Annotated in this window: 18 protein-coding genes and 1 other RNA gene; 11 read left to right on the top strand and 8 right to left on the bottom strand. The window is 46.1% G+C overall.

What is annotated here, in order from left to right:
* The first annotated feature begins 10 nt into the window (after nt 1-10).
* Genes B5444_RS01010 through aroA form a run of 3 tightly spaced genes read left to right on the top strand, consistent with a single transcriptional unit; the run spans nt 11 to nt 5,262 of the window.
* Nucleotides 11-3,007 carry a valine--tRNA ligase gene (locus B5444_RS01010; RefSeq protein ID WP_079653398.1) on the top strand — a complete coding sequence of 999 codons (2,997 nt, stop codon included), beginning with the start codon at nt 11-13 and terminating at the stop codon, nt 3,005-3,007.
* On the top strand, nt 3,004-3,960 hold the full coding sequence (gene mtnA / locus B5444_RS01005; RefSeq protein WP_079653397.1) for an S-methyl-5-thioribose-1-phosphate isomerase: 957 nt from the start codon (nt 3,004-3,006) through the stop codon (nt 3,958-3,960). The genes B5444_RS01010 and mtnA overlap by 4 nt, the downstream gene beginning before the upstream one ends.
* 9 nt (nt 3,961-3,969) lie before the next feature.
* On the top strand, nt 3,970-5,262 hold the full coding sequence (aroA, locus tag B5444_RS01000) for a 3-phosphoshikimate 1-carboxyvinyltransferase (protein ID WP_079653396.1): 1,293 nt from the start codon (nt 3,970-3,972) through the stop codon (nt 5,260-5,262).
* Here the strand turns inward: aroA and B5444_RS00995 are convergent.
* Together B5444_RS00995 and B5444_RS00990 are read right to left on the bottom strand one after the other, a co-directional pair.
* Nucleotides 5,253-5,468 (bottom strand): hypothetical protein, encoded by a 216-nt coding sequence (locus tag B5444_RS00995; protein ID WP_154021709.1) that lies wholly within the window; start codon nt 5,466-5,468, stop codon nt 5,253-5,255. The two genes, aroA and B5444_RS00995, sit on opposite strands and share 10 nt — an antisense overlap.
* Nucleotides 5,469-5,525: 57 nt before the next feature.
* Nucleotides 5,526-5,882 (bottom strand): winged helix-turn-helix transcriptional regulator, encoded by a 357-nt coding sequence (locus B5444_RS00990; RefSeq protein ID WP_079653394.1) that lies wholly within the window; start codon nt 5,880-5,882, stop codon nt 5,526-5,528.
* 94 nt (nt 5,883-5,976) lie between these two features.
* Here B5444_RS00990 and B5444_RS00985 point away from each other — a divergent pair, with 94 nt between their 5' ends.
* The 4 genes from B5444_RS00985 to B5444_RS00970 are packed head-to-tail and all read left to right on the top strand — an operon-like array spanning nt 5,977 to nt 8,590.
* Nucleotides 5,977-6,534, top strand: coding sequence for a flavodoxin family protein (locus B5444_RS00985; RefSeq protein ID WP_079653393.1), 558 nt, complete (start codon nt 5,977-5,979; stop codon nt 6,532-6,534).
* Between the two features lie 11 nt (nt 6,535-6,545).
* Nucleotides 6,546-7,100, top strand: a complete 555-nt coding sequence (locus B5444_RS00980) for a DJ-1/PfpI family protein (RefSeq protein ID WP_079653392.1) — start codon at nt 6,546-6,548, stop codon at nt 7,098-7,100.
* A gap of 4 nt (nt 7,101-7,104) precedes the next feature.
* Nucleotides 7,105-7,680: an NAD(P)H-dependent oxidoreductase gene (locus tag B5444_RS00975; RefSeq protein WP_079653391.1), complete on the top strand. Its 576-nt coding sequence runs from the start codon at nt 7,105-7,107 to the stop codon at nt 7,678-7,680.
* 7 nt (nt 7,681-7,687) lie between these two features.
* The gene (locus B5444_RS00970) at nt 7,688-8,590 is read left to right on the top strand and encodes an AAA family ATPase (RefSeq protein WP_079653390.1); all 903 of its coding nucleotides are present in this window, start codon (nt 7,688-7,690) and stop codon (nt 8,588-8,590) included.
* Between the two features lie 2 nt (nt 8,591-8,592).
* Here the strand turns inward: B5444_RS00970 and ssrA are convergent.
* Nucleotides 8,593-8,939: a transfer-messenger RNA gene (gene ssrA, locus B5444_RS00965) on the bottom strand.
* Complete coding sequence (locus tag B5444_RS00960; protein WP_154021708.1) at nt 8,939-11,893, bottom strand: AAA family ATPase; 2,955 nt, start codon at nt 11,891-11,893, stop codon at nt 8,939-8,941. Before B5444_RS00960 ends, ssrA begins: the two co-directional genes overlap by 1 nt.
* Nucleotides 11,894-12,000: 107 nt before the next feature.
* Between B5444_RS00960 and B5444_RS00955 the strand changes: the two genes are divergently transcribed.
* Genes B5444_RS00955 through fmt form a run of 3 tightly spaced genes read left to right on the top strand, consistent with a single transcriptional unit; the run spans nt 12,001 to nt 14,353 of the window.
* Nucleotides 12,001-12,381 carry a DUF302 domain-containing protein gene (locus B5444_RS00955; protein ID WP_079653389.1) on the top strand — a complete coding sequence of 127 codons (381 nt, stop codon included), beginning with the start codon at nt 12,001-12,003 and terminating at the stop codon, nt 12,379-12,381.
* Complete coding sequence (ribD, locus tag B5444_RS00950; protein WP_269456712.1) at nt 12,378-13,454, top strand: bifunctional diaminohydroxyphosphoribosylaminopyrimidine deaminase/5-amino-6-(5-phosphoribosylamino)uracil reductase RibD; 1,077 nt, start codon at nt 12,378-12,380, stop codon at nt 13,452-13,454. The genes B5444_RS00955 and ribD overlap by 4 nt, the downstream gene beginning before the upstream one ends.
* Complete coding sequence (fmt, locus tag B5444_RS00945) at nt 13,451-14,353, top strand: methionyl-tRNA formyltransferase (protein WP_079653387.1); 903 nt, start codon at nt 13,451-13,453, stop codon at nt 14,351-14,353. The genes ribD and fmt overlap by 4 nt, the downstream gene beginning before the upstream one ends.
* Here fmt and B5444_RS00940 read toward each other — a convergent pair.
* Together B5444_RS00940 and rimM are read right to left on the bottom strand one after the other, a co-directional pair.
* Nucleotides 14,347-15,042 (bottom strand): glycerophosphodiester phosphodiesterase, encoded by a 696-nt coding sequence (locus B5444_RS00940; RefSeq protein WP_079653386.1) that lies wholly within the window; start codon nt 15,040-15,042, stop codon nt 14,347-14,349. The genes fmt and B5444_RS00940 overlap by 7 nt on opposite strands.
* Nucleotides 15,032-15,568 (bottom strand): ribosome maturation factor RimM, encoded by a 537-nt coding sequence (gene rimM, locus B5444_RS00935; RefSeq protein ID WP_079653385.1) that lies wholly within the window; start codon nt 15,566-15,568, stop codon nt 15,032-15,034. Before rimM ends, B5444_RS00940 begins: the two co-directional genes overlap by 11 nt.
* A gap of 39 nt (nt 15,569-15,607) precedes the next feature.
* On the opposite strand from rimM, the gene B5444_RS00930 reads away from it, so the two are divergent.
* Nucleotides 15,608-15,871 (top strand): NifU family protein, encoded by a 264-nt coding sequence (locus B5444_RS00930; protein WP_079653384.1) that lies wholly within the window; start codon nt 15,608-15,610, stop codon nt 15,869-15,871.
* Here the strand turns inward: B5444_RS00930 and B5444_RS00925 are convergent.
* Nucleotides 15,868-17,745, bottom strand: coding sequence for an ATP-dependent DNA helicase (locus B5444_RS00925; RefSeq protein WP_079653383.1), 1,878 nt, complete (start codon nt 17,743-17,745; stop codon nt 15,868-15,870). The genes B5444_RS00930 and B5444_RS00925 overlap by 4 nt on opposite strands.
* Nucleotides 17,746-18,495, bottom strand: a complete 750-nt coding sequence (gene fabG / locus B5444_RS00920) for a 3-oxoacyl-[acyl-carrier-protein] reductase (protein ID WP_079653382.1) — start codon at nt 18,493-18,495, stop codon at nt 17,746-17,748.
* Between the last annotated feature and the right edge of the window lie 4 nt (nt 18,496-18,499).

Below are 18,499 nucleotides of genomic sequence, written 5' to 3'. Positions count from 1 at the left end.
TACATACTCTATGAAGGAATACGACCATAAAGAGATAGAGGAAAGATGGTCTAAACTCTGGGTAGAAAGGGCTCTTTACTCACCCAAGGAGATAAAAGAGGATTCTAAGTTCTCTGTTGTAATACCACCGCCCAACGTCACAGGATCACTCCACATGGGTCACGCCCTGAACGTGACACTCCAGGACATAATCTGCAGATGGCAGAGGATGTTAGGCAAGGACGTAGTTTGGGTTCCAGGCTTTGACCATGCTGGCATAGCCACCCAGTACGTGGTAGAAAAGCAGCTGTCAAAAAGCAGGCATGAGCTGGGAAGGGAGGAGTTTCTGAAGAAGGTCTGGGAATGGGTTCCTGTATCGAGAAACAGCATAAGAAGGCAGCTTGAGAGAATAGGTGTGAGCGTAGATTGGAAGAGAGAAAGGTTTACCTTAGACGAGGGCTTTTCCAGGGCCGTAAGGCACGCCTTTAGAAGGCTGTACGAAGAGGGTCTAATATACAGGTCCGAGTACATAGTAAGCTGGTGTCCCAAAGATTACACTGCACTCTCGGACCTTGAGGTAGAGCACGAAGAAGAGCAAGGAAAGCTTTACTACATCAGGTATCCCCTGGAAGATGGTTCTGGATACATAACGGTGGCTACCACAAGACCGGAGACCATGCTAGGAGACACGGCCGTGGCTGTACACCCCGAGGATGAGCGTTACAAGCACCTGATAGGTAAAAGGGTAAAGCTCCCCCTAGTAGACTGGGAAAGGGAAGCCCTCGATGGGAGTAAAGTAGGCCCCTACATACCCATCATAGCAGACCAAAGGGTAAAGCCCGAGTTTGGTACAGGAGCTGTAAAGATAACTCCAGCTCATGATCCTAATGACTTTGAAATAGGCAAGGATCACAACCTTCCCTTTGTTCAGGTTATGGACCTGAATGCAAGATTAAATGAGAATGCAGGAAGGTTCGCAGGTCTTGATAGGTACGAAGCAAGACAGAGGATAGTTCAGGAGCTTGAAGCCTTAGGTCTCTTAGAGAAGGTGAAAGATCACGCCCATGCTGTGGGCAAGTGCTACAGGTGTAAGACCACAATAGAGCCTATGGTTTCCACCCAGTGGTTTGTACGCGTGTCTGACCCACGCATAAGGGATACAGCCATAAACATGGTGAAGGAAGGAAGGATAAAGTTCATACCCAGAAGTTGGGAGAAGGTCTACCTGCAGTGGATGGAAAACCTAAGAGATTGGTGCATATCAAGGCAGATATGGTGGGGCCATCGTATACCCGTCTGGTACTGCAAAGACTGCGGACACGTAAACGTCTTTACCGATGAGGACTTTGAAAGACCTTACGATAAGATAATCTTCAACCTGATAGCAGATGGTAAGATAGGACAGGAGTTCACACCTGAAGAGGTGGAAAGCATACTAAAGTCTCCTTCCTTTGTACACCCCGAAATAACAGTGTTGGACTTCTACAAGAAGTTCGTATTTCACAAGTACCACTCCATGGACATGGACGCCAGCTCCATAAGACTTTTCATCTCCCAAGATCTAAACCCCATGGCCATCCTCACGCAGAAGAAGACCCAGTACAGGTACAACAAAGACAGAAAGACGTACACCTTTATCCTAAGGTGTAAAAGGTGTGCTTCTGAAAACCTAGAGCAGGAGACGGACGTGCTTGATACGTGGTTCTCTTCAGCCCTTTGGCCCTTTGGAGTCTTCGGATGGCCGGAGGATACCCCTGAGCTTAAGGAGCTCTATCCCACAGACCTCTTGGTAACAGGCTTCGACATCATATTCTTCTGGGTAGCCCGTATGGTGATGATGGGTTCCTACTTCATGAAGAAGGAGCCCTTTAAGGATGTGTACATACATGCACTGGTGAGGGATGAAAAGGGTCAGAAGATGTCCAAGACAAAGGGCAACGTGATAGACCCTCTGGACATAGTAGAAAAGTACGGTGCAGACTCTCTTAGGTTTACCCTTGCCATACTTACTCAGCAGGGAAGGGATGTAAAGCTCTCAGAAAAAAGGTTTGAAGGATACAAACGCTTTGCTAACAAAATATGGAACGCTGCAAGGTTTATCCTGATGAACTTAGATCCAGACCTTATGCAGAGTATGACTCATCTGGCTCCACCCAGGGATGAAGACCTTTGGATAGTTACCCTTCTCAACGAAACGGTTCAGGACGTAAACAGAGCTTTGGAAGAGTATGACTTTTCCAGAGCATGCCAGAAGCTCTACTCGTTTATATGGGACGAGTTCTGCGACTGGTACCTAGAGATGACCAAACTAAGGCTTTACGCAAAAGTGGACGAAAACCTACCCGAGGAAGAAAAGCAGATAAGACAAGAGCAGATAAAGAAGGAAAGGCTAACGGCCCAATCAACACTACTGTACGTCTTTGAAAAGACCTTGAGACTCTTGCATCCTTTCATGCCTTACATAACTGAAGAGCTGTGGCAGCAGCTTCCTACAGCCCACAAGGAGAGCATATCCCTGACCGAGTACCCTAAACCTAACCCGCAGGAGTTCTATCCTGACGAGAAGATGAAGATAGAAAGGCTAAGGGAGATAGTAACGGCCATAAGATCCCTGCGCTCAGACCTAAAGATAGAGCCTTCAAGGAAGATAAAGGTTTACTACAAAGGAGAGAAGGAACTTGTTGAGAGGTTCAAGGAGCACATAAAAAGCTTGGCCAGGCTTTCAGACCTAGTGGAAGTGTTTACAAAGCCAAAGGCTACGGTAGCAGGCTTTAGCAAAGATTTTGAGTTCTACATACCCGTAGAAGAAGGCATAGACGTAAGCTCTCTCATAGAGTCCTACAGCAGAAGGCTTAAGGAAATAGAATCTGAGCTTGAGAGGTTTGGCTCAAAGCTCTCCAACGAGAACTTTCTAAGGAAGGCACCTGAAGAAGAGGTACAGAAGATAAAGAGTATAGTTCAAGAGCTTGAGTTGGAAAAGGAGAAGACGCAGTCCGTCCTGGAGGCTCTAAGAGAGGTAGAGCTGTGAAAGTAAAGGCCTTTGAGTGGAAGGGAGATAGACTTTTCCTGCTAGACCAAAGAAGACTCCCGCAAGAGGAAGTTTGGCTTGAGCTCACCACTTATAAGCAGGTGGCTGAAGCTATAAAGAACATGGTGGTAAGAGGGGCTCCTGCCATAGGCTGCGTGGCCGCCTACGGCTTTGTCTTGGGTGTCAAGTCTGGTGAAGATCACACGGTCGTTTACGAAACCCTCAAGAACACAAGACCCACGGCTTACAACCTCTTCTGGGCCTTGGACAGGATGCTAAAAGCCCTTAAAGAAGGGAAGGATTTAGAAAAAGAAGCCATAAGCATAGAAGAGGAAGATCTTCAGGCAAACATGAGGATGGGACAGATAGGAGCAGAGCTCCTTCCAGACAGAGTAAGGATACTCACCCACTGCAACACAGGAGCCCTTGCCACAGCAGGTTGGGGAACAGCCCTAGGTGTCATAAGGTCTGCCCACTACATGGGTAAAGAGGTCTTTGTATGGGTGGACGAAACAAGACCATACCTTCAAGGTTCTAGGCTCACCGCTTGGGAGCTACTCAAGGAGGATATACCCCACAAGATAATAACAGACTCCACGGCTGGATTTTTGATGGCCAAGGGACTAGTAGACTGTGTAATCGTGGGTGCAGACAGGATAACCAAAAGGGGTGACGTGGCCAACAAGATAGGTACTTACTCTCTATCTGTTCTCGCCAAAGTACACGGTATTCCCTTCTACGTGGTAGCTCCTACTTCCACCTTTGACCCTAACATAGCAGAAGGCTGGCAGATACCCATAGAAGAAAGGTCAGAGGATGAGGTAAAAAGCTGCGGTGGTTGCCAGATAGCTCCAAAAGGATCCCAAGCCCTTCATTATGCCTTTGATGTAACTCCTGCAGAGAACATAACCGCCATAATAACAGAGAAGGGAGTTTTAAAGCCACCCCTCTAAAATATTCTCATGGAGCTTTCAAGGGTAAAGTTAGTAAAGGGTCAGATAAGGGTACCATCTGACAAATCCATATCCCACAGAGCTGTCATCTTAGGAGCTATAGCTGAGGGTAAAACCTACGTAGAAGACTGGCTTGTGTCTGCAGACACGCTGGCAACCCTTAGGGTTATAAGGTCTTTGGGTGTTAAGGTGGTAAGAAAGGGTACCAACCTAGTTATTGAAGGAACAGACTACACCTTCAGGGAACCTCAGGATGTACTTAACTGCGCGAACTCGGGCACTACAGCCAGGCTTATGCTTGGAGTCCTTTCCACGCAGCCCTTCTTTAGCGTCCTTACAGGCGACAGGAGTTTAAGGAATAGACCAATGCTTAGGGTAGTGGAGCCTTTGAGACAGATGGGAGCAAGCCTTGACGGAAGACATCACGCGGATAAGCTCCCCATATGTGTCAGAGGCGGAAGTTTGAAGGGTATATCCTTCTTCAACAAAAGAGCATCCGCCCAAGTGAAGTCAAGCCTTCTTTTGGCTGGTCTGAGGGCTGAAGGTTACACAGAGATCTCAGAACCCTATTCATCCCGCGATCACACAGAGAGGATGTTGAAGGCTTTTGGGGTAAACCTGTACAAGATGGAAGGTAAGGATGGACATATAGTAAAGATGGAAGGCTTTCAAAAGCTCTACGGAACTAAAGTGGTGTGTCCGGCAGACCCATCCTCAGCTGCCTTTTTCTGCGCTCTTGCCTTGCTCGTTGAAGGTTCGGAACTTATCCTCAAGGACGTGCTTGTAAACCCCACTAGGGATGGCTTTTACAGAAAGGTAAGGCAGATGGGTGGACACGTAGAGTATACAAACTTAAGGGAATTGGGTGGAGAACCTGTGGCTGATGTAGTGGTAAGAGGAGGAAACAGGCTTAAGTCTGTAGAGGTAAAGCCTGAGGAAGTTCCTTCTTTGATAGATGAGCTTCCCATCCTTGCCGTACTAATGGCTTTTGCCGAAGGTACGTCAGTAGTCAGGGGTGCTCAGGAGCTAAGAGTCAAGGAAAGCGACAGAATAAAGGCAATCGTGGAAAACCTAAGGGCTATGGGTGCAAAGGTAGAGGAGCTGGAGGATGGCTTTATCATAGAAGGAAGTATGTCTCTAAAGGGAGCTACTATAAAGACCTACGGTGATCATCGTATAGCTATGGCCTTCAGCGTGGCAGGTCTAGTAGCACAAGGGAAGACCTACATAGACGACCCTAACTGTGTGAAAGTATCCTACCCTAACTTCTACAAGGACCTCTTTAGCGTAGTTCAGACGTAGATAGCACCCGTCATATCACCCATCCCACCTTCCAACCTCATCTTTATGTACTTCCCCCTTAAGGTGTTTAAAGGGATCTCTACAGTACTCCCGTCCTTTTTTATAATCCTCACCCTATCCTCTAAAAGTTCTACTTCGCTCACAGGCTCGCCAGTGGATGCATCTATGATAAGCTTGTCCCTTAACATCTCCCGAGTGTACTTCATGGCTGTAACCCTCCTTCCTCCTTGAAGAGTATGCTGTTGTGAGGCGTTGGCAATGAGTTATCTCAGTTTGATTTCTGTGTCGCAGGGCACTAAAGGCTCGTAGCCCTTCTCCTTCAGGTAGAGCTCTCCCCACTCCTGCAGGCTTACAAATACCCTATAGAGCTCCTTGCCTATGGGAGTAAGCTCGTACTCAACCTTCGGTGGCACTTCTGGGTAGACTATCCTGTTGATTATCCCATCCCTCTCAAGTTCTCTGAGTTGTTTCGTTAACATACGCTGCGTTATACCCTCTATGGACCTGTAGAGCTCAGAGAACCTTTTCTTACCGCCCAAGAGGTTTTTCACTATGAGGAACTTCCACTTGCCACCTATGACGTTAAGGGTGACCTCTATAGGACACACACTTTTTTCCATAGCTTACAAACATGTAAGTATATCACATTAAAGGCCGTTCTTGACTTACAGCTAGATACATTCGTAAAATCCCATAAAGAAGGAGGTTAGAACCATGGGAAAGGTTCTCATAATCTACGATTCTCGCACAGGCAACACAGAAAAGATGGCCCATTATGTGGCAGAGGGTGCCAGAAGGGTTGAAGGTACAGAAGTAAGGATAAAGCGTGTAGATGAGGCTACTAAGGAGGATGTTCTATGGGCAGATGGCATAGCAGTGGGTACACCTACCAACATGGGCATAATCTCCTGGAAACTCAAAAGGTTCTTTGACGATGTTCTAGGAGAGCTATGGGGAGAGATAGACGGTAAGATTGGATGTGCCTTCTCTTCCTCAGGTGGATGGGGTGGTGGAAACGAGATAGCCTGTATGTCAGTGCTCACGGTCCTTATGAACTTTGGTTTTCTGGTATTCGGGGTAACAGACTACGTGGGTAAGAAGTTTACACTCCACTATGGAGCCGTAGTCTCTGGAGAGCCAAGGAAGGAAGAGGAAATAGAAGCCTGTAGGAGGTTGGGAGAGAGACTTGCCCAGTATGTGGCCGCCTTCTTTGATGGTAAAAAGGATCTTTTGGAACACATAAGACACTTTGAAGGCAAGTTTGTAGAGTAAGGAGGTACAACATGAAGAAGGTGCTCATAATAACTGGAGATGCAGCAGAGACCCTTGAGGTCTTCTACCCTTACTATAGGTTTCTAGAAGAAGGGTTTGAGGCCGTTGTCGCCTCACCTAAGAAAAAGAAACTACACCTTGTAGTTCACGACATGGAAGACTGGGAAACTTACACTGAAAAGAGGGGTTACACACTTCAGTCCCACGCTTCCTTTTCTGAGATAAAACCAGAGGAATTTGATGCCCTGTTTATACCAGGTGGGAGAGCTCCCGAGTACATAAGGCTGGACGAGAACATAAGCCGTATAGTGGGGCACTTCTTTGAAACCAACAAACCCATAGGTGTTGTGTGCCACGGCGTCCAGGTGTTAGTAGCTGTTAGACCAAAGCTAGACCTGTCTGGTAGGCGTATGACTGCTTACATAGCGTGCAAGCCTGACGTGGAAAGCCTTGGAGCTCAGTATGTGAACGAGGGCGTTGTGGTAGATGGCAACATAGTCTCAGCTTTTGCCTGGCCTAACCTTCCGCAGATGCTAAGGGAGTTCATGAAACTATTAAGGGGGTAAGAAGATGAAAGCTCTTGTGATCTATGCTCATCCAAATCCAAAGAGCTTTAACCATGCCATATTGGAGAGGGTACAAAAGACCTTAGAATCTTTAGGTGTTGAGTACATGGTCAGGGATCTTTACAGCGTCGGTTTTAACCCGGTGCTTTCAGCTGAGGACTTTATAAGCCTGCAACAAGGAAAGGTCCTAGAGGATGTCAAGAGAGAACAAGATTACATAAGGTCTTCGGACTTTCTCATCTTTATCTTTCCCATGTGGTGGTACAGCTTCCCAGCCATCCTCAAGGGATACATAGATAGAGTGTTTTCCTACGGCTTTGCTTATGAAGAGAGAGATTCAGGGCTTGTGGGACTCCTCGGAGATAAGAAAGCTCTATTTTTTGTAACACTTGGTGGATCCCAGGAGGACTACAAAGACTTTGCTCAGTGTTTGAAGCAGACCTTTTCGGCCACTCTTGGTTTCTGTGGTGTAGATGTTAAGGGTGTGGAGTTCTTCTACTCGGTGCCCTACGTCAGCGACGAAGAGAGAAAGGGCTACCTGAACAAGGTTGAGGAGGTGCTCAAAAATCTTTTAAAATAAGCATTAGATGAACATAAGCGAGGTACTTCGTGCCGTATCCAGCGTGCTCAAAGGTAAGGAAGAGGTTGTGTTCCTCTCACTTGCCTGTTTTCTCTCTGGTGGGCACCTGCTCATAGAAGACGTACCAGGTGTAGGTAAGACCACTCTAGCCCTAGCTCTTTCTAGGGTCCTGGGTCTTTCTTTTGCCCGTATCCAGTTTACCAGCGATCTACTTCCTTCGGACATAACGGGGGTAAACGTTTACGATCAGCAAAAGAGGAGTTTTGTCTTTAAACCAGGGCCCATATTCCACCAGACGGTCCTGGCCGACGAGATAAACAGGGCAAGCCCTAAGACACAGAGTGCCCTTCTTGAGGCCATGGCCGAAAAGAAGATAACTTTGGATGGTACCACCTATGAGCTTCCCTTTCCCTTTTTTGTGATAGCTACCCAGAACCCGGCAGAACAGTACGGAACCTATCCCTTACCCGAATCTCAACTAGACCGCTTTAGCATGCGTATATCTGTGGGATATCCTGACAGGGATGTGGAAGTACAGATAGTGAAGGGAGAAAACCCTCTAGAGGTGGTAAACAACCTGCGTCCTTTGGTTAGCCTCCAGGAGATTGTAAATACCCTACAGCAGGTCAAAAGAGTGTACATCTCTGAAGAAGTGGCTGGTTTTATAGTGGACATGGTGAGAAAAACAAGAAGCCATCCAGACATAATCCTAGGAGCTTCCACACGTGGTGCTATACATCTTGCCAGCTGTGCCAAGGCTGTGGCTTACATGAGAGAAAGGGATTACGTGGTACCTGAAGACGTTATAGACGTAGCCCCTTACGTGCTTTCCCATAGACTGATAGTCAGGGAAGGAATAGATTCCTTTGCCCTCGTAAAGGATATTGTTAGATCTGTAAAAGTTCCTTGATTTGGTGGAGGCGGAGGGAATCGAACCCTCGTCCGAGACTGGCCCGCTTAAGGGCTTCTACAGGCTTAGCGGGTGTTTGGTTTTCTGTACCACTTCCCCACCCGCAGGGAAGATGGTACATAGCTAGGCTTGCCTTTCGGAAGGTTTCCGCCTAGCGAGAAACCTTCCTACACCCCTGTGTCTGAGCCCTATCGGCAGGCCAGAGGTGCACCCACCGTAGGGCGGCTGCCTTTTAATTAGGCAGCCAGAGCGAGTTCAGCTTCGGGAAGTGTTTTTCCCGGTGGCTGTTAAGGTTGCCACCCTGCCTGCTACCCTTAGCTCACCAGCCCCGTCGAAACCGTTCGCCCCCTACTGAGGTGTAAATATAAACTCTCCGTTCACGTAGTCAACTATCACCTTTTGACCGTCAGATATCTCTCCCTTGATTATCTTGTTTGCCAGAGGAGTCTCTATGTACCTTTGCACAGTTCTCTTAAGTGGTCTTGCACCATAAGCTGGTTCGTAACCGAGTCTTGCTATCTGCTTCTTGGCTTCCTCTGTGAGCTCTATGCTGATGGACCTCTCTTGGAGCCTCTTGTTTATGCTGTCTACTATGAGGTCTACTATCTGTAGAAGCTCCTTCATGGTGAGTGGTTTGAAGACTATTATCTCGTCTACCCTGTTTAGGAATTCGGGCCTGAAATGGTACTTTAACTCTTCCAAGACCTTCTGCTTGGCCTTTTCAAACTCTTCTTCTACTTTCTTTTCGTCAGCTTCTATAGGTATGGATAGGAGATACTGGGAGCCTATGTTGGAGGTCATTATTATGACTGTGTTCCTGAAGTCTACTGTCCTACCGTGGGAGTCTGTAAGCCTTCCGTCATCCAGTACCTGTAGGAACAGATCAAACACCCTGGGGTGAGCCTTTTCTATCTCGTCAAGAAGTATTACAGAGTAAGGCTTTCTCCTTACGGCTTCTGTAAGCTTTCCACCTTCTTCGTATCCCACGTAACCTGGCGGTGCACCTATTAGCTTGGAGACACTGTGCTCTTCTTTGAACTCGGACATGTCAAGCCTTATGAGTGCATCCTCATCCCCGAAGAGTACTTCGGCAAGAGCTTTTGAAAGCTCTGTCTTACCCACTCCTGTAGGACCTAAGAACATAAAGCTAGCTATGGGTCTCTTAGGATCCTTAAGACCAGCCCTTGCCCTCCTTATTGCTTCTGCTACAGCTACAACAGCGTGTTCTTGATCTATAACTCTTCTGTGTAGTTCCTCTTCAAGGTGTAAGAGCCTTTCCTTCTCTTCTTCCTTTAGCTTGCTTACAGGTATGCCTGTCCATTCGGATACTACCATAGCTACATCGTCCCAAGTTACCACAAGTTCCTTCGCTTTCTTGTTCTCAAGCTCTTTGAGTTCCTTTTCAAGCTTTACCTTTTCTATCTTCAACTGCGCTTCTCTTTCATAATCTCCGAGTTCTGCGGCGCGTATTATCTCTTGGTCCAATTCACTAATCCTTTTCTTTAGCTCCTGTATCCTGTAGTCTGCACTACCAATCTTTTCAAGTAAGGCCTGCTTTTCCTTCTCCAGCTGAACTTTCTTTATCTTCAACTGGGCTTCCTTTTCGTAGTCACCTGCAAGGTAGGCTTTTTGTATCTCTTCCTCAAGGGACTTTATCTTCCTATCTATTTCCTGCACTTCAGGTGGTAAGGATACGGCGGAGAGTTTTTTACGAGCGCTTGCCTGGTCAAGGGCATCTATGGCTTTGTCGGGTAGCTTCCTGAAGGTAACGTACCTTTTGGTAAGCTTTACAGCAGCCTCTATGGCTTCATCAGAGATCTTTACCTTGTGGTGGTTTTCTAGCTTATTTCTTAGCCCTTTCAGTATCTCTATGGTTTCTTCAACTGTAGGTTCATCCACGTATATGGGCTGGAACCTTCTCTCTAAGGCAGGATCCTTCTCTATGTACTTTCTGTACTCGTCCACTGTGGTGGCTCCTATGAGCCTTATCTCACCTCTGGCCAAGGCTGGTTTTAGCATGTTTCCTGCATCCACGGCGCCTTCAGCTTTGCCAGCACCCACCACCGTGTGAACTTCATCTATGAAGAGGATTATGTTACCTTTCTGCTTTACCTCTTCAAGTAGGCTTTTTAGCCTTTCTTCAAATTCACCTCTGTACTTAGAACCTGCCAGTAGGGATCCTATGTCTACGGAAACTATCTCCTTGTCCTGAAGCTCTACTGGTACCTCCTTGTTCACTATCCTTTGTGCAAGACCTTCCACTATGGCAGTCTTTCCAACTCCAGGATCTCCAACGAGCACTGGGTTGTTCTTGGTCCTTCTTAGTAACACCTCTATCACTTGGTTTATTTCCTTCTCCCTGCCAATGACAGGGTCTAGCTTCCCTTCCCTGGCAAGCTGGGTGAGGTTCACACCAAACCTTTCCAGGGCAGACTTTTCCTCTTCCTTAAGCTCCTGCGTTACATCCTTCATCTTTTCACCTCCTTGTAACTCTTCTAAAATCCTACCAGCTATAGTTTCTTTTGATTCAATGAGGGCGGAGACTATGTGATAAGGCTCCACCGTTGCGCTTCCTTCAGAGAGAGCCTTATCCTGAGCCCTTTCTACTACCTTTACTAGGTACTCGGCGTAATCAAAAGGAGGCTCTTTCCCGAAGACTCTCTTTGCAACCTTGTCCATTATCCTGTCGGGCGATATGCCCAACTCCTTTGCCTGTTCGACAAGGCTAGACTTTTCAAGAGCCTTCTTAACAAGTCCATCTATGCTTAACTTGTTTTCCAAGAAAGCCTTTACGTCTTCCGGAGAGAAGACATTCCTTAGAGACCTCTCTACGCTCTCTATCTGCCTTTCGTACTGCCTTATAAGGCTCTCTACCGTGGATAGCTCCATCTGGAGCTCAGTCAGACTCCAAAAATCTCCGTACCTACGGGCTCTTTCCAGCTCCCTGCTTATTTCTTCTTTCTTCCTCCTTAGGTTCTTCAGTTCTGTCTGGACGCTGCCTATGTCCGATTTTACCTGCATTATCTTGCTTCTCAGGTCTATGAGGTACTTGCTCTCCTCTTCGGAGGCCTTGTCTATCTGACTCTTTAGTCTTTGGAGGTAGTTTTGAACATTCTTGTAAACACTCCTACTGTCTATTCCCCTCTTCTCCAAGTATTTGGAAAGAGGAGAGTTTTCATCCTTGAGAAGTACCAGAAGAAGATGGTCAGTGTCTACCTTACTCTCCCCCTGCGCTTTTGCCAGTTCCTTAGCCAGGTTTAGGTACTCCAAGCTTCTAGCTGAAAGAAGGTTCTCGCTGAACATCTCTCACCCCCAAACTTGATATGAATCTTTATAATAATCTTTAGTGAGCTTTTGTCAAGTAGTTAGTTGATGGTATAATAGACTAATAACTCTTGAGGAGGTTTGCCATGCTGATAAACCTAGAGAGTACGAAGAGCTTGGAAGAGATAAGGCAAAAGATTGAAGAGAAGGCAAAGGAAAAGGGCTTTGGAGTTATGGCAGTTCATGAGGTTTCTAAGATCCTAGAGAACAAAGGCGTTCCCATAAACTACAGCTGTGTGATAGTGGAGGTATGCTCACCAAGACATGCGAGCCAAGTTCTTTCCAAGAATGCCTACATATCAACAGCCATGCCGTGTAGGATAGCCATATTTGACCAGGGTAACAAGAGGATAATAAGCACCATAGACCCCGTTGCCATGGTGGAAATGTACAACGAGCCAGAGCTTAGGGGTGTGGCTGAAGAGGTCTCTAAACTCATGAAGGAGATAATGGAGGCTGGAGTCTGACAGTAGACGAGCGTTTTATGTCCCTTGCCTTAGACCTGGCAAGGGAGTATAAGGGTCTTACACATCCCAACCCTACCGTAGGTTGTGTCATAGTAAAGGACGGGGTAGTGGTAGGAAAGGGAGCCCACGAAAAAGCTGGGCTCCCACACGCTGAAGTAATAGCCCTGAAAGAGGCAGGGCATAGAGCAAGGGGGGCTACCCTCTACGTTACCCTTGAACCTTGTTCCCATTGGGGAAGGACACCACCCTGTGTGGATGCCATAATCCAGGCTGGGATAAAGAGGGTGGTTATAGCCACATTGGATCCAAACCCGCTAGTTTGCGGACAGGGAGTCTCAAAACTCAGACAGGCCGGTATACAGGTAGACGTAGGTGTACTTGAAGAAGAAGCCAGAGAGCTAAACGAAGACTTCTTTCTGTACATCACCGAAAAAAGACCCTACGTTACCCTAAAGCTTGCCCAGAGCATTGATGGTAAGATAGCTACCAAGACAGGAGACAGCAAATGGATAAGTGGTCAGAAGAGTAGGGAATTTGCCCACAGGCTAAGGCATGAAGCCACAGCCGTGCTCGTGGGAATAGGGACGGTCTTAAAGGATGATCCACTACTGACCGTAAGACACATACCTGCAAAGAAACAGCCCTTAAGGATAGTGCTGGACCCAGATTTGGAAATACCCATGGGGAGCAAGCTGGTGGTGGAAAAAAGCGCCAAGACCTTAGTGGTAACTTCCTCTGATAACACAGAAAAGATAAAGCTTCTGGAAGACATGGGAGTGGAGGTTCTTCGGTTTCCATCCGAGGGTGGCCGGTTCAACTTAAGGGATCTCCTTAAAGAGTTCCACAGGAGGGAGATTATGCACATACTTGTAGAGGGCGGCAGTCAGACGGCCACGGAGTTCATCAAAGCGGGCTTGGTGGACAGGCTCTGCGTGTTCATAGGACCAATGGTCATAGGTTCAGGAAAAACTTTGGGAGACATAGGTGTTGAGTTTGTGAAGGATACCCCAAGGTTTACACTAAGAAGGTGTCAAGTAATAGACCAGGACGTCTATCTAGAGTACGTAAGATGAGTTTAAGGGTACTCTTTATGGGAACATCCCAATTTGCAGTACCGAGCCTAAAGAAAGCCTTTGAGAGTTTTCAGGTGGTAGGTTTAGTGTGTCAACCTGACAGGCCAGCAGGTAGAGGTCTAAGACTTACACCCCCACCCACCAAAAGGGTAGCACAAGAGCTCGGTCTTGAAATCTTCCAACCAGAGAGGAAAAAGGATCTCCTTCCCATAGTCGAAAAAACGAAGCCTGAGCTAATACTCGTGGTCTCTTACGGAATGATCCTACCGAAAGAAGTCTTAGATTTTCCTAAGTACGGATGTTTAAACCTTCATGCCTCTTTACTTCCTCTCTACCGTGGGGCTTCTCCCATCCAGAGGTCCTTGATGGCAGGGGAAGAAAAGACTGGGAACACGGTCATACTCATGGACGAGGGTATGGATACAGGCCCCATACTCTCACAAGAAGAGGAACCCATACGAGAAGAAGACAACCTATCAACTCTTTCAGAAAGGCTTGCCATCAAAGGTTCAGAACTTCTTATAAAAACGGCCATGGCTTGGGTGGAAGGGTCCATAAAGCCTGTGGAGCAGGATGAAAAAAGGGCAACTTACGCGCCACCCGTGCAGAAGGAGGAGTTTCGTATCTGTTGGAAAGCTACTGCCAGCAGTGTGAGGGATAGGATAAGGGGCCTCTATCCTAACACTTACTGCTACCTCGAGAGTGGAGAAAGGATAAAAATACTGAAAGCTAGCGTCTTGCCTTACCAAGGAGAGCCAGGGCAGGTAATAGATGACAGAGATCTTTTAGTAGCCTGCGGCGAGGACAGCCTCTTGGTGGAGGAGCTCATAACCCCCAAGGGTAAAAGAGTATCGGGAAAAGATTTTATAAAAGGCTATAAGGTTAAATACCTCTATTGAAGGAGGGATTCCCTAAGTTTTACAAGCATAGAAGGGAAGTCTGTAGCTATAGCATCCACTCCCCTCTGATAGCACTCTAGGGCTGTCTCTTCGTCGTTTACTGTCCATGCTATGACTTTTAAACCAAGTTGATGACTCTTATCGTTTGCCTTCTTTGTGGCTATCTTCCAGTGAGGAACAACCAGCTTACAGCCCAGCTTTTTAGCATCAAAGATCCTACCAGGTGGTTTTGCATACACCAGACCTGTGATAACGTCAGGGAGGAGTTCCTTAACCATCCTAATGGTCTGATCGTCAAAGGATATTATGGCGCACCAGCTTTGAACTCCAAGCTTTTGTATCAACTTTACCAAGCTATCCACTATATCCGCTTCCTTTATCTCAAGGAGCATACACACCCTTCCATTGACAACTTCAAGTACTTCTTCCAGAGTAGGAAGCTTTTCTTTGACCTGTTTGTAATCAACCTCCCTTAGGAGCATATCCATCCCGAATACCCTCTTTAGGTCTTTGTCATGTGACAGTACAAGAACACCATCCTTGGTAGACCTTACGTCCACCTCTACAAGGTCAGCACCCACCTTTATGGCATGTTCTATGGCTGCTATGGTATTCTCTTGGTAGCCTTCTGAAGAACCCCTATGTCCTACAACAGAAAAAGGCTTCTTAGACAAACAATCAAGTATCATTCTCTTCCTCCAAAAGTTCAGCCAAAGAGTTCTCTACGTATACCTTGTCCTCAACGGACTTAACGAGGGCACTGACAAAGGGAACGTAGAGCTTACCCTCATCTATCTCAAGCAAGAAGTAAGGGCTGAGTTCCAACACTCCTGTAATCTTCCCAAGATACTTACCATCTTCTGTTACTACCTCTTTCCCCTCAATCTGGAAAAAGTAGTACTCGTCCTTTGAAACTTTAGGCAAGTATTCCTCGGGAAGAAAGACCTTAGCACCAATAAACCTATCTGCACATTCCAAGCTATCACAACCCTTAAACTTTATCACTACCATTTTATGGTGCTTCTTGACACCTTCCAGTTCAAAGGGTACGTAATCTCCCCCCTTCTTCTTGAGGTAAACTCCCTTTAGCTTGCTCCAATGTTTTACAGATAGGTAGGGTTCTACTTTAAGCCATCCTTTGATTCCGTAGGTGTCTCTTATCCTACCTATCACCACATAGTGAGCTTTATCATGTTTGTCTTCCTTTTCTTGCATAAGAATTTATATTAAACTCTTTGGAAAGGAGGTTTGAGGATGGGTATGCCTACTAGAGAAGAAATAGAGGCTGTTTTGGATGAGATAAGGCCAGCCCTTAGGTTTGATGGAGGAGACGTGGAATTAGTGGACGTTACAGAGGATGGTACCGTCTTGGTTAGGATGATAGGGGCGTGTGCAGGTTGTGGTATGTCCGTTCTTACTCTGAAGGCAGGTATAGAAAGGGCTCTTAGGAATAGGTTCCCAGAGATAAAGGAGGTAAAGGACGTAAACCTTGACATTCCTACCACCTTTGGCTTTTAAACGTATACACGAACTGGGTTTATTCCCAGTTCTTCTAGCACCTTTTTAAACTCTTTGAATTTAAACAGTCTTTTGTCGCATAGGATTATAGTGCCACCGTCTTCCTTTGACCTTATAAGCCTACCCACACCCTGCCTAAACTTTATGAGTGCCCTTCTTTTTTGGTATTCAAAGGAGTCTTCTCCCATCCGCTCTAGGAACCTTATCCTGTGAAATATGATGGGATCATCTGGGTTATCAAAAGGCAGCTTGGACATCAATATCCCCTTCTGACCCTTTATGTCTATACCAAACCAAAGACTGTCAAAACCTACTAAAGCTTTTATATTTCCTTCTTGAAGGTCTTTGAGAAGTAAAGGCAGGTTTCTTTCTCCTTGAAAACCTATATGCTCCTCATCTTTGAATACGTGGGCATGCTCCTTGTTGGTTAAAAGTACAAGTACCTTATCGTAAATACTTCTCAGATACTTGAAGGCGTACTTAAGACAATCTTTCCATCTTTCATCCCTTGGGTCCACCATATAGACTAGGAAGTTCACCCTATCGTAGGGTAAGGTGTGCTCAAGTTTATGAAACTTGCCTTTTACTCCAATACTCATAGCAAACTCTTTAGGGTCTAAAGTGGCTGAAGTAAAGAGGACACCTTTGTACTTTTTGGTGGGAAACTCGGAGAAGATGGGAAAGATGGATAGTGTGTAGTTATAGTCTTTTAACCTTCCGCTCCACTCTTTACTTATCGAGTAGCCAAAGCCATCGGGTTCTTTCTTCATAGCATCGGCAAAGTTGAGCAGCTTGTTTAACCGTTTTTGTAGTAGTTCATAATCCTTTATGTTTTTTAGTATTTTTCTGTCCTCTTCAGAAGCACCAGAGTATGTTCCCTTATGTTCTAATAAATCTTCAAAAAGGCCAAGCTCAAGAAGATAGTCTTTTAGCTCTTGGCATATATATACCCTACTTTCCAAGCTTTTTCTGACTTCAGAAAGCAGCTGTTTACTCTTTTCTGCAAAAAGATTGATTACAGGGATACATATAAGCTCCATAAAAGCGTCGTAAAACTCTTTAAGGCTGCTAAGAGGATGGTTGTCTTTTTGCTCCAAATAAGGATCGAAGTAATTAAAGAAGGTCTTTATATTACGCTTCAAGCTGTTGTACTCTGAACTTGTATCCTGCGTTAGCTTGTTCACTACTTTCTTTAGGAGAAAGTAGGTGCTTATGTTCATTGAGTTGGTACTTACCATATATCTGTCAAGCTCGTGGGCTTCGTCCACTATAAGGAGTCTTTCGGAAGCATCTTCTATTTCCATGAGGGACAGGAGGGCATGGTTAACGACTATTATCTGAGAGCTCTGTAACCTCTTTCTCACCCTTGTCCAATAATAACACTCGCCAAAGTAAGGGCATATCTTCCTGTAGCTTGGACTACAGTAGTCTTCATCTATACCTAGCTCCTCTTTCGTTTCTGGATCTAAGTCTACTAGCTCTAGGTCTCCGTTAAACTCTGGGTTTGAGAGGAAAATCTCAAGAACGATCGGTTTTTGTTCCATCCGGTGGTAAGCGTCTAAACAAAGGTAGTTACTTTTCCCTTTTAGTATGGTATAAGTGAGTTTCTTGCCTAGGATTATGTAAGCGTAGTTGCTGAGAGTTTCTAGATCCCTTCTTAGTTGATCTTGTAGAAGCTTGGTACCTGTGGAGATTATAGCTTTCTTACCTTCTTCTATGATGGGTATAAGATAACTGTAAGTTTTGCCTGTGCCCGTCGGAGCTTCTACTAGGTACACCTTTCCCTCAAGGTCTCTAACTACGTTGAAGAACTCTTCCTGTACTCTTCTCCTCTCGTAGCCTTTGGATACTAAGTACTCGTACAGCTGGTACATTTAGTACATGCCACCGTTTACGTGGATTACCTGCCCCGTTATGTAGTCTGCGTATGGAGAACAGAGGAAGGCTACCACTCCGGCCACGTCTTCTGGCTCTCCGAACCTGCCCAAGGGTATGTTTTTTAGGTACGATTCCTTTAGATCCTCTGGAAGGTTCTGGGTCATGTCCGTCTTTATAAAGCCTGGTGCCACAAGGTTTACGGTTATGTTTCTGTTTGCGAGCTCTTTGGCTAAACTCTTGGTAAAGCCCACAAGCGCTGCTTTGGTAGAAGAGTAGTTTACCTGACCCACGTTGCCCGTAAACCCAACCACGGAGGATATGTTTATTATCCTTCCGAACCTTTTCTTTATCATACCCTTCACTACAAGCGAGGTAAGCACGAAGGTCCCTGTAAGGTTTACCCTTAACACCTCTTCCCAATCTTCCAGAGACATCCTTAAGAAGAGTTTGTCTTTTGTGATCCCCGCGTTGTTGACAAGGATATCTACTGGGCCTACTTCTCTTTCTATCTCATCGTAAGATTCTTTTATGGCTTCTGGGTTGTCCAGCTTTAATTCAAAGCCGAAGGCTTTAGTTCCCGTTTCTTTTTCTATCTCTTGTGCTACATCCTGAGCTCTGTTTTTGTCCCTACCTGTTACTATTACATCGGCTCCAGCCCTTGCTAGGTAGAGGGCTATAGCTTTGCCTATGCCGCGGGTTGAGCCACTTACCAGGGCCTTTTTGCCTGACAGATCTATGCACAGCATAGCA

The sequence above is a fragment of the Thermocrinis minervae genome, assembly GCF_900142435.1.
In the GTDB taxonomy this organism is placed as follows: domain Bacteria; phylum Aquificota; class Aquificia; order Aquificales; family Aquificaceae; genus Thermocrinis_A; species Thermocrinis_A minervae.
The sequence above is the reverse complement of the archived record's forward strand: the minus strand, read 5'-3'. Positions and strand labels throughout refer to the sequence as shown.